Below are 13,580 nucleotides of genomic sequence, written 5' to 3' on the forward strand. Positions count from 1 at the left end.
GGAAAGCCGGAAAGGGCTCTGACGTGCACAAGGCCGAATCCCCCGGAGGCAGGCGCGAGGACGAGGGGAGTGGTGTGGACCACGCCTTCCTCGATCTGGAGCGCGAGCTGGCGGTCTTCTACCGCCGGGCCCGCGGCATCGCGGCGGAGATGGCCCGCCAGGTGGACCCCGGGCTCGAACCCGGCGCGTACGCCATGCTGGCCCAGCTGGAGGGCGACGGGCGGCGCGCCAGCGAACTCGCCGGCTACTTCAACATCGGCAAGGCGACCGTCAGCCGGCAGCTGCACGCCCTGGAGGAACTCGGCCTCGTCGACCGCGAGCCCGACCCCGCCGACGGCCGGGCGGTGCTCGTACGGCTGACGGACGAGGGGCGGCGGCGGCTGCACCGCGTACGCGAGGCGCGGCACGCCGAGTACGTCGAGCGGCTGGCCGGCTGGGACCGCGCCGAGGTCGCCGAACTGGCCCGGCTGCTGGGCCGCTTCAACGAGCTGCGCTAGCGGGGGCCGGGGGGGGGGCTCAGCCGTGGGCGGCGAGGTTCTCCGACATGCGGCGCAGCAGCTCCTTCGCCTCCCGCTGCTCCTCCTGCGTCAGCCCCATCGCCGTGTCCAGCGACGGCACCACGACGTTCGCCTTCCGGCGCAGCGCCGTGCCCTCGGCCGTGAGCGACACCTCCACCAGCCGCTCGTCGTCCGCGCGGCGCTGCCGCTTCACCAGCCCGTTCGCCTCCAGCCGCTTCAGCAGCGGGGTCAGCGTCCCGTAGTCCAGGTGCAGCGCGGTGCCCAGGTTCTTGACCAGGGACGGGCCGTTCTCGTAGAGCGCGACCAGGACCAGGTACTGCGGGTAGGTGACGCCGAGCTTGTCGAGCAGCGGGCGGTACGCGTTCATCACCGCGCGCTGCGCGGAGTACAGCGCGAAGCACATGAACTCGTCCAGCTTGCGGAACTCCTCGCCGGTGTCCGTGCCCACGTCGGTGCCCGTGTCCGCGTCCGTGCCGGTGGTCGCCATGCGGGTCTCCTCTCTGCTCGTGCGGTCATCGTACCCGTCTGCAAGCTCAAAAGTTAATGCTGAGCGATTGACTTGCGCACAAGGTAATCGCGCTCTAGTGTTGTGGACGTCGAGAGCGAACGATCCGCAGAGGAGCACCGTCGTGTCCGAGAACCTCAAGCCCGCCGCGTACACCCCCGCCGCCCCCGTCCTGGAGCCCGCCGCCGCGGCCTTCGCCGAAGCCACCGCCACCCCGCCGTACCTGTTCGACCTCGGACCGGTCGAGGGCCGCAAGACCGTCGACGAGGTGCAGTCCGGGGAGATCGAGAAACCGGAGGTCGAGGAGGAGTGGGTCACCGTGCAGGGCGGGCCCGCCGGCTCGGTCCGGGCGCACCTCGTCCGGCCGGCGGGCAACCCCGGGCAGCTGCCGGTGATCCTCTACATCCACGGCGCCGGCTGGGTGTTCGGCAACGCGCACACCCACGACCGGCTGGTGCGCGAGCTGGCCGTGGGCGCGGGGGCGGCGGTGGTCTTCCCCGAGTACGACCTGTCGCCCGAGGCCCGCTACCCGGTCGCCGTCGAGCAGAACTACGCGGTCGCCCGCTGGGTCGTCGCCGACGGCGCGGCCCACGGCCTCGACGCCACGCGGATCGCGGTCGCCGGGGACTCGGTCGGCGGCAACATGGCGGCCGCCCTCACCTTGCAGGCCAAGGAGCGCGGCGACCTGCCGCTGGTGCAGCAGGTGCTGTTCTACCCGGTCACGGACGCGAGCTTCGACACCGGTTCGTACCGCCAGTTCGCGGAGGGGTACTTCCTGCGCCGGGACGCGATGGAGTGGTTCTGGGACCAGTACACGCCGGACGAGGCGCAGCGCGCCGAGGTCACCGCCTCGCCGCTGCGGGCGAGCGAGGCGCAGCTACGGGGGCTGCCGCCGGCGCTGGTGATCACCGCGGAGGCCGACGTGCTGCGGGACGAGGGCGAGGCGTACGCGAACAAGCTGCGCCAGGCCGGGGTGCCGGTCACCGCCGTCCGCTACCAGGGCGTCATCCACGACTTCGTGATGCTCAACGCCCTGCGCGAGACCCACGCCGCGGACGCCGCGATCAACCAGGCCGTCGCCGTCCTCAAGACCGCCTTCGGCGCCGCCTGACGGCCCGCACGGTCCCGTGCCGTCCGTTACCTGTCCAGTCCGGTCCAGTCCAGTCCCCGCACTCTGCCCGGAGCCCGGGCGGCCCCGCCGCGGCCGCCCGGGCTCCGGGCGTCGGCCTACAGCTCCACCAGCACCGCCGACGCGTCGTCGTGCACCTTCCCCCTGCGGTAGCGGCTGCGGTCCGCGTCCGCCAACTCCGCCGCCCGCACCTCGTCCACCACCCCTTGCGGACCCGCCTTCCGCAGCCGGCCCAGCAGCGCCGCCCAGTCGCCGAGGCCGAACACCTCCGTCCAGCGCGTCACCCCGTCCGTCAGCGCCGCCAGCACCGCCACCTCCGTACGCGGCACGCTGCCGGTGACCGCCAGGGCCGCGACCCCCGGGTCGGCGGCGGCGGTGAAGAAGCCGCCCTCGCGGTTGCGCATCTCCTCCGCCGGGCGGTCCCGGGGCAGCCGCGACAGCCGCGGGTCGAGCACCGGCCGGACCGTGCCGTCCGGCGCCTCCAGCAGCAGCGCGGAATCGCACAGCACCAGCTGCTCCACCGTCTCGCCGTCCCAGCGCGCCGCCGCCACCGTGGCCTGCGGGGTGCGCCGGTGGGTCAGGTCGCAGGCCGGGCCGTGGGCCGCGGCGGTGCGGCGGATCGCCTCCGCCAGGCAGTCCGCGAGCGAGGTGCCCGCGCGGGCGCCGGCCAGCTCCAGGAACGCGCCGCCGAGCCGCGCCACGAACCACGGCACCCCGTGCACGCAGCCGGTGTCCCCGTCCCGCGGCGGCGTCACGCCGTCCAGCACCACCAGCGCCCCGCCGGCGCCGGCGGCGGGGAGGGCGACGGCGGCGTAGTCCTCGTTCGGGGCGGGGGGAGCGGCGGGGTCGGTGGCCAGTTCGATGCGCATGATCCCAGTCTGCCGGTACGCGCCGTCCGCCCTCGGTGCCGAGCTGACGGCCCGGCGGCCGACAAGCAAACAATATTCGCTCGTTCGGGTGAGCGCCGGGGCAAAGTCCGCATGTGCGGCACCCCTGCTGCGAAGGTCAACCAGCGGGACCGAGGCGCTATCGGACTCAGTGGCAAACAGTCCGAAATGCAAGGACATCGAGCCCGCGGACAAAGAGTTGAAGGAGGGCCATTGCGGACCCCCGTGCAGCCGGATCGGCAGGAGGGCAGGGGCGCCCGGCGCGGCGGCGCGCGCGGCGCGGCGCGTACGCCGGAGCGTACGTCGGGGCGCACGTCGGCGCGCGCCAGGGCGGCGTACCTCGTCGTCGGCACCGCGGTGCTCGCGGCGGGCGCGCCCGGCCTGGTCAGCGCGGTCCGCGGCGTCCGCGCCGCGGACCCGGAGCGGCGGGCGCAGGCGGCGAGCGCGCTGCAACTGCACGGCGCGCTGCTGGCGTTGTGCGCGCTGCTGGCCGTGGGCGTCGTCGTCTACGCGGCCCGGGGCGGGCGGGGCACCGGCGGTGCCGCCGCGGCGGGCGGGGGCGCGGGGCGTACGGCCGCCGCGCGCGCGGCCGGGGCCCGACCCGCGGCCGGGGCCCGACCCGCGGCCGGAGCCCTACCCGCGGCCGGCGCCGGATCCGCGGCCGGCGCCGGATCCGCCGCCGAGGCCGGACTCGCCGCCGTACGCGCGGAGCTGGCCGCCGCCAGGGAGCACCACGTCGCTGAACGCGACTCGCTGCTCCGCGAACGCGCGGCGCTCGCCGAGCGCATCGGCGGGCTCCAGGCCAGCGTGCAGGGCACCTTCGTCGGGCTGTCGCGCCGCACCCTGGGCCTGGTCGAGCGCCAGCTGTCGTTCATCGACGAACTGGAGGCGCACGAGCAGGAACCCGCCACACTGGACACCCTGTTCCGGCTCGACCACCTCGCGGCCTGCATGCGCCGCCACAGCGAGAACCAGCTCGTGCTCGCCGGCGCCGACCACCGCGGCACCCGCCGCGCGCCCGTCCCGCTGATCGACGTGCTGCGCGCGGCGGTCGGCGAGATCGAGTCGTACCGGCGGGTGGTGCTCTCCCCGGACCTCCCGCGGCCGCACGTCACGGGCTTCGCCTCCGCCGACGCCAGTCACCTGCTCGCCGAACTGCTGGAGAACGCCACGGCCTGCTCCCCGCCGGAGTCCGACGTGCTGCTGACCGGGCGGCTGCTGGGGACCGGTGACCTGCTGCTCGTCGTACGGGACGAGGGCATCGGCATCAGCCCGCCGGGGCGGCTCGACGACCTCAACGCCCGCCTCGCCGACGCCGACCCGGGCCCGGCACCGCGGGACACGCTGGGGCTCGGGCTGTACGTGGTCGCGCGGCTGGCGGCACGGCACGGGGCGCGCGTGGAGCTGCGGCAGCGGGAACGGGGGCTCGACGCGGAGGTGCGGCTCCCGGCGCGGCTACTGACGGACCCGGCGGGGGACGAAGACGGGGGTGGGAACGGTGCGGTCGGCGGCGCGGTCGGCGGTGCGCCGGCGCGCGGCGGTGGCGTCGGGGGTGGCGTCGGAGGGCGCGAGCCGGGTGCGGTCGCCGCGGGCGTACGGGACAGCGGGCACGAGGGCGCGCACGGCGCGGCCTGGGTGGGGGAGGACGGCGGCCCGGCATGGGACGGGGCGGCGGCGCGGGACGGGGCTGCGGTACGGGACGGCGAGTCTCCGGTACGGGACGGGGCTCCGGTGCGGGACGGGGCTCCGGTACGGGACGGGGGCGGTGCCGCGCCCGTACGGCTCGGGCCGCGGCGTTCCGTCCCGCCCGGCGACGGCGGGCCCGCCCCCGCGCCACCCGTGACGGCACCGCCGACCGGCGGGTGGGTGCGCGCGGAGGCGGGGTTGCTGCCGCGGCGGGAGCCCGGCGGGACGATGTCCGGCGCCGTGGTGACCGGAGCCGCGGCGCTGCACGGAGCCGCGAGCGGCCACGGGCCGCCCGGCGACGCGGCGTTCGCCCGCCCGGCGGCGGGTCACGCGTCGCCCGGCGACGACGCCCCCGCCCGCCCGGCGGACGGCGCCCCGGCGGCGGACGGCGCCCAGGACCACCCGGCGCCCGGCGGCGCCGCGCCGCCCGGCGCCGCGCCCATCGCCGCCCCCGGCGCGCCGTACCCCGGCGGCCGCTCCGCGGGGCCCGCGGACATTGGCGATCTACCGGACGGCACCGAGCGCGCCGCCGTCCCTGGTGGGCAGCGCGGCGGACGGCCCTCCGGTGGCGGGCGCGGCGTGCCGTCGCCTGGTGCCCGCCTCGCGGGGCCGGTGGATGTCGGTGACCTGCCGGACGGCACCGAGCATGCCGCCGTCCCTGGCGGGCAGCGCGGCGGACGGCCCTCCGGCGGCGCCCCCGGCGTGCCGTCGCCTGGTGCCCGATCCGCGGGGTCGGCGGACGTCGGTGACCTGCCGCCCGGCACCGAGCCCACCGCCGTCCCCGGCGGGCAGCGCGGCGGACGGCCCTCCGGCGGCGGGCGCGGCGTGCCGTCCCCCGGCGGCCGCCCCTCGGGGCCGGTGGATGTCGGTGACCTGCCGCCCGGCACCGAGCCCACCGCCGCCTCCGGCGGGCAGGGCGGCGCACGGCCCTCCGGCGGCCGCCCCGTGGCGCCCGCGGGCGTCACCCCCGCCGCCGGGGTCCGGACCATGACCGCCGTCCCCACCCTGCCCGCGCAGCCGTCGCGGCAGGCCGTCGACGCCCGCGAGGTGCGGCGGCTTCTCGGCGGGTTGCAGCAGGGGTCCCGGGACGGGCGGCGCGCCGCCGCGGCGGAGGCGGCCTCGTGGCAGGCGAAGCTGGAAGCGACGGAGCAGGGAGCGCACACGTGAACAGCACAGAGGACCAGCGGACCGCCCTCAGCGGCCTGCGCTGGATGCTCGACAACTTCACCGCGGAGGTGCCCGGCGTCCGCTCCGTGGTCGTCGTCTCCGTCGACGGGCTGCCCCTCCTCGCCGCCCCGCCGCAGTCCGAGGCGGACGGCGAACAGCTCGCCACCGTGGTCTCCGGCATCGGTGGCCTCACCACCGGGGCCGCGGACGTCATGGACGGGGGGCGGGTGAAGCAGACCATGGTGGCGATGGAGGACGGCTGCCTGGTGGTGATGCAGGCGGGCGACGGGTCGCTGCTCGGCGTGCTGACCGAGCCGGACTGCGACTTGAGCGTCGCCGCGTACCACATGGAGCTTTTCGTCGGCCGCGTCGGCCACGTCCTCACCCCGGGGCTGCGCGGCGAGCTGACCGGCTGACGCCCGGCTCGTGGGGCGTCAGCCGGGGCGTACGGCGCCGCGCAGGGGGCGGATGGTCACGGGTACGACCCGGACCCGCTGGCCCGTGCGCGGCGCCTCCACCACCCGGCCGCTGCCCAGGTACAGCGCCACGTGCGAGGCGTCGCGGTGGTACACCACGACGTCCCCCGGCCGCAGCTCTGTCAGCGGCACCCGGCGCAGCTCCCGCCACTGGCCCCGCGCCGTCCGGGGGATGCGCACGCCCGCCTCCCGCCACGCGCGCTGCGTGAGCCCGGAGGAGTCGAAGGCCCGGGGCCCGTCCGCGCCCGCGCGGTACGGCTTGCCGACCTGGTCGAGGGCGTACGAGACGGCCCGCCGCCCGGCGCGCGAGGGCTTCTGCTCGGCGTCGCCCAGCGCGCGCGGAGCACCCGGAGTGCCCGGCGCACCCGGCCGCCGGGCCCGTTCCGTACCGCCCGGCTTGCCGTCCGCCGTCCCCGCCTCCGCGCCTGCGCCCCGCCCCTCCGCGCCCGCCGCCATCAGCTCCCGGCGTTCCGCCTCCGCCCCCCGCACCTCCAGCCGGTCCAGCGCCGTGAGCTGCTCCGGCGTCAGCCCCGCCAGCGCTTCCGCCACCTCCGCCAGCCGGTCGTCCACCCGGTCCCGGCGCCGCTTCCGCTCGTCGGCCAGCTTCCGCTGGCGCGCCAGCGCCTCCCGCGAGGATCCGGTGAGCGCGTCGAGCCGCTTGGCGCCCGCTTCGAGCCGGGTCACGACGGCGGCCTGGTTGCCGATGGCGCGGCTGATGATCTGCTTGCGGTCCAGCGCGGTCTCGGTGTCGCGCGCGACGAGCAGCTGGAGGTACGGGGCGAGCCCCGGGCCCCGGTACTGGGCGCGGGCGATCAGGGCCGCCCGGTGCCGCGCGGTGGCGAGGTCGGCGCGGGTGTCGGCCAGGTCGCCGGCGAGTTCGGCGGTCTCGGCGCGGAGGTCCTTCAGGTCCTCGGCGGTGGCGTGGTACGCCTCGGTGGCGCGCTCGGCCTGCCGGTGGAGGGTCTGGAGCCGGGTGAGCAGCTCGCCGAGCGGGGCGTCGGCGGCGGGCTCGCCGGGCTCGGCCGCCTCCCCGGCCTCCCCGGCCGCCCCGGAGGACTCCCCGGCCTCCCCGGCCTCGGAGGGGGCGTCGGCGGCGCCGGACCCGGCCGCGTCACCCGCGTCCACCGGCCCCTCCGCGTCACCCGCCTCCCTGCCCTCCGGCACGTCCGGCACCGGCGCCGCGCCCGCGGGCAGGGCCAGCACGGCGGCGAGGAGCACGGCGGAGGCGGCGGAGAGCGCGGAGCGGGGGGTGCGGGCCATGGACGGAAGGCTTCCACCGCCCTCGCCGCATTCCCCGCATTGCCGTCAACGCTGGGGCGAAACCGAGTAATACCATCACCCGGATTGACGCCCCGTCAGCGCGACCAGGGCCACTTGCGCCGCTCCGGCACGCCCTCCGGGTCGTACGTGTACACCCACCCCCGCGGCAGCTTCAGCCGCGGGGTCAGGTTCGCCGGCTCCAGCCGGTAGACGTACACCGCCGGCGCGCCGCCCGCGGGGTCCGGCACCGGCACCTCGTACACCTTCGGCGGCCGGCCCGTCGCGCCGACGTGCACGGGGAGCGTACGGCCGTCCAGCGGGCCGCCGATGAAGGCGGTGTCCTCGGTGCGCACGGCGGTCAGTCCTCGCCGAGCAGGTGCCCGGCCTCCGGCAGGAACGCGGCGACGCGCCGGACGAGGTCGCCCACCGGGCCGTCCGCGGTCTCCAGCGCCAGCGCCCGGCGCAGCACCTGCCCGCACTCCTCGTCGCTCGCGGCGGTAGCGACCAGCAGCGCGACGAAGTGGTCGACGAGCCAGCCGCGCAGCTCGGGCAGCGGCGGCTGCTTGCCCTCGTCGAGCCATATCAGCGACGCGCCCTCGACCGCGGTGATCCACGTGCGGATCATGGTCAGCAGCCGGTGGCCGGGCTCGGGCACGGCGATGTGCAGGAGGATCTGTTCGGCGGCGGAGCGGCGGACCTCGTCCACGATGGCGGTGGTGCGGCTGGTCTGAACGACGCTGCCGCCCTGGAGGAGGGCCTTGAAGCCGGCGTCGTGCTCGTCGACGAAGCCGAGGTAGCTGTCCAGGGCGCGGGTGAGGCGCAGGGTGAGCGGGCCCTGCTGGGGCTGGCGGAAGCACAGCTCCAGCTCGTCGGCGGCGCTGCGCAGGGCGGCCTCGTAGAGCTGCTGCTTGCCGCCGGGGAAGTAGCGGTAGACCAGCGGCCGGGAGACCTCCGCGGCGGCGGCGACGTCGTCGAGCGACACGTCCTCCGGGGCGCGGTGGGCGAAGAGGCCGAGCGCGGCCTCGATCAGCTGGCTGCGGCGCTGGGAGACGCTCATCCTGCGGTACGCGACCGCGGGCGGGGACGCGGTCTTCGGGGTCCCGGCGGCCGGGGTCCCCGTGGACCGGGTCCCGGCGGTGCGGGCCCCGGTGGACGGGGCCGGGGCGGGCGGGGTCGCTGCGGACCGGGGTCCCCGGCCGGACGCAGTGCTCATGTCCCGCAGCGTAGCCGCCCGGCCGGGGCCCGGCCCCCCGGGGCCGTCCGTCCCCACCCGCGCTCAGGCCAGCAGCCCGGAGCTGCGCCACATCCGGCGTCCGACCCCGCGCAGCACCCCGATGTCGTCGAGGAAGTCCGTGAGCCGCTTCGCGCCCGTCTGCATCACCTCGCGCCGGTGCGGGCTGGCCTTCACCTGCGCGACGGCCTCCGCCCGGTTCAGGCCGGCGTCGGTGTAGACCTGCGGGTTGACGAAGGAGACGGAGAACACCCGGGCGGCCTCGCCGGAGGTGAGCCGGGTGAAGTTCCGCTCCCAGCGCGGGGCGGTGAGCATCTGGCGGCGCAGCTCCTCGCGGGCGTACCGCACGTGCCGTGCCTCCTCGACGACATGGATCCGGGTCACGCCGCGCACGAGGGTCTGGATCCGCTCGTCGGGGAAGACGAGCCGCTGCATCCAGTCGAGGATCTCCTCGCCCAGCAGGGTCGCGGTGAAGGAGCCGGGGGTGGTGGAGACGGTCTTGAGGATGCGGGCGAGGTTGTGGTGGAAGCGGGAGACCGGGTACGGCTCCGCGCCGCCCTTGGTGATCATCCGCGCGAACATCATGGAGTGCCGGCACTCGTCGGCTATCTCGGTGAGGGCGTAGCGCACGTGGTTGCTGGTGACCGGCTTGTCGTAGATGTGCCGGACGAGCAGCTGCATGAGGATGATCTCGAACCAGATGCCCAGCGAGGCGAGCGACGCCGCCTCCAGCCGGGCCAGCTCCATGCGCTGCTCCTCCGACATCCGCCGCCACATCGGGGTGTCGTAGAGGGAGACCAGCTCGGGCGGCCAGAACCACTTGCCGTCTTCGACCGGGGCGTCCCAGTCCAGCTCCTTGTCCGGGTCGAAGGAGTGCTTCTCCGAGGCCGCGAGCAGCCGTTCCGCCACCTTTTCGCGGTCCTTGAGCGGGCCGAGCGCGTCCGTCAGCGCGAGGTGCCCCGTCGTCGTGGTCATCGCGTCTCCTGGGAGGGTTACCGGCGGTCACCTCTTATGAGACAGCTTGTCAGCAAGCCCGTCAATGCCCCGGACGCGCTTGATTTACGCGCGGGTAAGGAGCGGTCCCCGGCTCGCACGGACCCGGACGACCCGGGGGCGGCGACGGGAAGAGGGCGGAACGCGCCGCCGCCGCCTCAGCGCAGCGCCGCCCGCATCACCGTGCGGGCGACCGGTGCCGCGCTGCCGCCGCCGCTGATGTCCGCCCGGTCCGCCTCCGCGTCCTCCACGACCACCGCCACCGCCACCCCCGGCAGCGCCGCCCCCGGCTCCTGCGCCCAGGAGATGAACCAGGCGTACGGGCTCTCCGAGTTGCCCACCCCGTGCTGCGCCGTGCCCGTCTTGCCGCCGACCGTCAGGCCGTCGATCGCCGCCAGCCCGCCGGTGCCCCCGGAGACCGTGTCGATCATCATCTGCCGCAGCAGCGCCGCCGTCCCCGGGCTCATCGCCGGCTCGCCGGCCTCCGGCCGGGTCCGTGCCACCGTCTCGCCGTCGGCGTCCGCCACCCGCTCCACCAGGTACGGGCGCATCGACCGGCCGCCGGCCGCCACCGCCGCCGCGACCCGGGCCATCTGCAACGGCGTCGCGCGGGTGTCGTACTGCCCGATGGCGGAGAGCGCGACCTGCGCCGGATCCATCCGCGTGTCGACGTGGCTCGGCAGCACGGGCGAGGGGATCTCCAGGCCCTCGCCGTTGAAGCCGAACGCCTCCGCGGTCTCCACGATCCGCTCGGTGCCGACCGTCGCGCCGAGCTTCGCGAACACGGTGTTGCACGACTGCATGAACGCCTCCCGCAGCGGCGCGTCGGCGCACCCGCTCGCCTCGTTGCGCAGCAGGGTGGTGCTGCCGATGAGGCGGTACGGGCTCGGGGTGCGGGTCGGCGCGTCGATGTCGGTGACGACGCCGGACTCCAGCGCCGCCGCGGCGGTGATCACCTTGAACGTGGACCCGGGCGGGTACGTCTGCCGGATCGCGCGGTTGAGGAGCGGCTGGCCGGGGTCGGCGGTGAGGCGCTCCCAGGCGAGCGTCGTGGCCGGGGAGTTGCCGGACAGCAGCGCGGGGTCGTAGCCGGGGCTGCTGACGAGGGCGAGGACGCGGCCGGTGGCCGGTTCGAGGGCGACGACGGCTCCCTTGCGGCCGCGCAGCGCGCGGAACGCCGCCTTCTGGACGGCCGGTACGACCGTGGTGTGGACCTGGCCGCCGCGCCGGCGGGCGCGGGTGAGGTCGCCCCACAGCGGCAGCGGGGCGAGCCGGGGGTCGGTGCCGGCGAGGACGCGGTCCTCGGCGTCTTCGAGGAGGGTGGCGCCGTAGAGCTGGGAGGCGAAGCCGGTGACGGGGGCGTAGCGGCGGCCGTGGGTGTAGGAGCGCTCGTAGCGGAGGTCCTGGCCGGTGTCGGTGGAGCCGGTGAGGCGGCGGCCGGCGGCGAAGATGTCGCCGCGCGGCTGGGCGTAGCGGTCGAGGGCGTGGCGGCGGTTGGCGGGGTTGGCGTCGTACTCGGGGGCGTTGAGCACCTGGACGCGGGCGGCGCCGAGGAGGAGGCCGAGGAAGAGCAGGAGGCTGCAAGCGGCGGCGATGCGGGTGTTGCGGATCACGGGGCGCCGCCGTCCGGGGCCGGGGCCGGGGCTGTGACTGTGGTTGTGGCTGTGGTCGGGTCCCCGGGTGGGCGGGGCGCGGTCCGCGGCGTACGGGCCTCGTCGCTGAGCCGTACGAGCAGCGCCACGATCACCCAGTTCGTCACCACCGACGACCCGCCCTGCGCCAGGAACGGCGTCACCATCCCGGTCAGCGGGATCAGCCCCAGCACCCCGCCCGCGATCACCACCACCTGCAACGTGATGATCGCCGCCAGCCCGGCCGCCAGCAGCGCGCCGAACGGCTCGCCGACCGCGATCGCCGTGCGGTAACCGCGGGCGACGAGAAGCGCGTAGAGCAGGAACAGCGCGGTCAGCCCCGCGATCCCCAGTTCCTCGCCCGCGGTGGCCAGGATGAAGTCCGACTTGCCCGCGAAGCCGATCAGCAGCGAGTGCCCCTGCCCGAGTCCCGCGCCCAGCGCCCCGCCCGCGGCGAACGCGAACAGCGACTGCGCCAGCTGCCCCGGCCCGTGCCCCTCCTCGATCGCCCGGAACGGCGACAGCCAGTCCGCCACCCGCTCGTGCACGTGCGGCTCCAGCGCCCCCACCGCCGCCGCGCCCGCCGCGGCCAGCAGCAGCCCGACCGCCAGCCACCCGGCCCGCCCCGTGGCCACGTACAGCATCGCCACGAACAGGCTGAAGAACAGCAGCGAGGCGCCGATGTCCCGCTCCAGGATCAGCAGGGCCAGGCTGACGCCCCAGACCGCGACGATCGGGCCCAGCACGCGCCACGGCGGCAGCAGCAGCCGGCGGATGCGCGGGCCGCGCGTGAAGGTCAGCGCGTGGCGGTTGGCGGCCAGGTACGAGGCGAAGAAGATCGCGAGCAGCACCTTCGCGAACTCGCTGGGCTGAAGGGACAGGCCGCCGATCCGGATCCAGATCCGGGCCCCGTTGACGGCGGGGAAGAGGATCGGCGCGGCCATCAGGCACAGGGCGGTGAACGCGTACTTCCCGGCGCGCGGGCGCAGGTCGCGGTGGTCGCGCAGGACGACGAGGACGGCGGCGAAGAGGACGACGCCCACCGTGGACCACAGGAGCTGGGCGGGCGCGGCGTGGTCGCCGGGAGTGCCCTGGTCGAGGCGGTGGATGAGGACCAGACCGAGGCCGTTGAGCAGCAGCGCCACCGGCAGCAGCACGGGGTCCGCGCACGGCGCGCGGAGGCGGACGACGACGTGGGCGGCGAGGGCGAGCGCGGCGAGGCCGCCGACGTGGGTGGGCAGGTCGGCGGGGAGCCCGCCGGAGGTGGCGAAGCCGACGGCGGCGTACCCGTAGGCGATGACGGCGACGGCGCAGGCCAGCAGCCCGAGTTCGGCGCCACGGCGGCGGGGGCGGGGCACCGGGGGCGGCGGCGTGGCCAGCCGCCGCGCACGGCCCGGCGGGCGGAGGGCCTGGGCCGGGTCGGTGGCGGTGGTCACCGGGGCAACGTAGCAAGCGGCAGGCGTTTTGTCGGGTATGCGGGGTGCGCGCGGGGCGCGAGGCGCGGGCCGCGCGGGTGCGGGAGGGCGGGGGGCCGGTGCGCGGGGGCGGTGCGCGCGGGTGTGGGTCTCCGGGCGCAGGTACGGGGGATCCGGGCGGGGGAGCGGATGCGATTGCGGGGACCCGGGTCCGGCGGGCGCGCGGACGGAGGGATCCGGGCGGAGGCGCGGATGTGGTTGCGCGGACCCGGACTCGGACCCGGACCCGGGTGCTGCGGGCGCGCGGGTGCGGGGGGATCCGGGCGGGGGCGCGGATGCGGTTGCGCGGACCCGGGCCCGGGTGCTGCGGGCGCGCGCGTCCGGGTCCCGCGCGGGCGCGGGCGGCGAGGGTGCGCTTGCGCTTGCCCCGGCGGTTGATCGTCCGGTCCCGCGCGGGCGCGGGCGGCGGGCTGCGGGAGCGCGGCCGCGGAGGGGCCGCGGCGTGCGGATGCGCGGACCCCGGGGGCGAAGCGCTGGCGGCTGGCGCGCCCGGGGCCGGCCGGCGTGCCGCGGGTGTGGCGGGGGCCCGCTATGCGGGCCCCGGGCGCGCCCGGGGCCCGGGCGGGGATACGGGCTTGCCGGAGCGGGGTGCGGGTCACCGGGGCCGCGTGGGTGGGCCGCG

The 13,580-nt window shown here is 76.7% G+C and carries 12 protein-coding genes; 4 read left to right on the forward strand and 8 right to left on the reverse strand.

The features are described from left to right. The first annotated feature begins 23 nt into the window (after positions 1-23). A complete protein-coding gene (locus ACHZ99_RS23100; RefSeq protein ID WP_420306610.1) occupies positions 24-497 on the forward strand; it encodes a MarR family winged helix-turn-helix transcriptional regulator in 474 nt (157 codons plus the stop codon). Between the two features lie 19 nt (positions 498-516). On the opposite strand, the gene ACHZ99_RS23105 is transcribed toward ACHZ99_RS23100, so the two are convergent. Beyond that, positions 517-1,005, reverse strand: a complete 489-nt coding sequence (locus ACHZ99_RS23105; RefSeq protein ID WP_420306611.1) for a MarR family winged helix-turn-helix transcriptional regulator — start codon at positions 1,003-1,005, stop codon at positions 517-519. 142 nt (positions 1,006-1,147) lie between these two features. On the opposite strand from ACHZ99_RS23105, the gene ACHZ99_RS23110 reads away from it, so the two are divergent. Beyond that, positions 1,148-2,134, forward strand: a complete 987-nt coding sequence (locus ACHZ99_RS23110; RefSeq protein ID WP_420306612.1) for an alpha/beta hydrolase — start codon at positions 1,148-1,150, stop codon at positions 2,132-2,134. Between the two features lie 116 nt (positions 2,135-2,250). Here ACHZ99_RS23110 and ACHZ99_RS23115 read toward each other — a convergent pair whose 3' ends face one another. Continuing rightward, complete coding sequence (locus ACHZ99_RS23115; protein ID WP_420306613.1) at positions 2,251-3,021, reverse strand: protein phosphatase 2C domain-containing protein; 771 nt, start codon at positions 3,019-3,021, stop codon at positions 2,251-2,253. Between the two features lie 231 nt (positions 3,022-3,252). Here ACHZ99_RS23115 and ACHZ99_RS23120 point away from each other — a divergent pair, with 231 nt between their 5' ends. Both ACHZ99_RS23120 and ACHZ99_RS23125 read left to right on the forward strand, forming a co-directional pair. Continuing rightward, positions 3,253-5,892, forward strand: a complete 2,640-nt coding sequence (locus ACHZ99_RS23120; protein ID WP_420306614.1) for an ATP-binding protein — start codon at positions 3,253-3,255, stop codon at positions 5,890-5,892. Between the two features lie 44 nt (positions 5,893-5,936). After that, positions 5,937-6,308 carry a roadblock/LC7 domain-containing protein gene (locus tag ACHZ99_RS23125; RefSeq protein WP_420306724.1) on the forward strand — a complete coding sequence of 124 codons (372 nt, stop codon included), beginning with the start codon at positions 5,937-5,939 and terminating at the stop codon, positions 6,306-6,308. Between the two features lie 18 nt (positions 6,309-6,326). Here the strand turns inward: ACHZ99_RS23125 and ACHZ99_RS23130 are convergent, their stop codons facing one another. From ACHZ99_RS23130 to ACHZ99_RS23155, 6 genes are all read right to left on the reverse strand, one after another. Then, positions 6,327-7,628 carry an NlpC/P60 family protein gene (locus ACHZ99_RS23130; protein ID WP_420306615.1) on the reverse strand — a complete coding sequence of 434 codons (1,302 nt, stop codon included), beginning with the start codon at positions 7,626-7,628 and terminating at the stop codon, positions 6,327-6,329. A gap of 95 nt (positions 7,629-7,723) precedes the next feature. Further along, entirely contained in the window at positions 7,724-7,981 is a 258-nt protein-coding gene (locus ACHZ99_RS23135) for a hypothetical protein (protein ID WP_420306616.1), read from the reverse strand. A 5-nt stretch (positions 7,982-7,986) separates the two neighbouring features. After that, positions 7,987-8,685: a TetR/AcrR family transcriptional regulator gene (locus tag ACHZ99_RS23140; protein ID WP_420306617.1), complete on the reverse strand. Its 699-nt coding sequence runs from the start codon at positions 8,683-8,685 to the stop codon at positions 7,987-7,989. Between the two features lie 219 nt (positions 8,686-8,904). Continuing rightward, positions 8,905-9,834 carry an AurF N-oxygenase family protein gene (locus tag ACHZ99_RS23145; protein ID WP_420306618.1) on the reverse strand — a complete coding sequence of 310 codons (930 nt, stop codon included), beginning with the start codon at positions 9,832-9,834 and terminating at the stop codon, positions 8,905-8,907. Positions 9,835-10,010: 176 nt separating this feature from the next. After that, positions 10,011-11,465: a penicillin-binding transpeptidase domain-containing protein gene (locus ACHZ99_RS23150; protein ID WP_420306619.1), complete on the reverse strand. Its 1,455-nt coding sequence runs from the start codon at positions 11,463-11,465 to the stop codon at positions 10,011-10,013. After that, on the reverse strand, positions 11,462-12,862 hold the full coding sequence (locus tag ACHZ99_RS23155) for an FtsW/RodA/SpoVE family cell cycle protein (RefSeq protein ID WP_420306725.1): 1,401 nt from the start codon (positions 12,860-12,862) through the stop codon (positions 11,462-11,464). Before ACHZ99_RS23155 ends, ACHZ99_RS23150 begins: the two co-directional genes overlap by 4 nt. Positions 12,863-13,580: the final 718 nt, after the last annotated feature.

The sequence above is a fragment of the Streptomyces sp. MAR4 CNX-425 genome, from assembly GCF_048656465.1.
Lineage (GTDB): Bacteria > Actinomycetota > Actinomycetes > Streptomycetales > Streptomycetaceae > Streptomyces.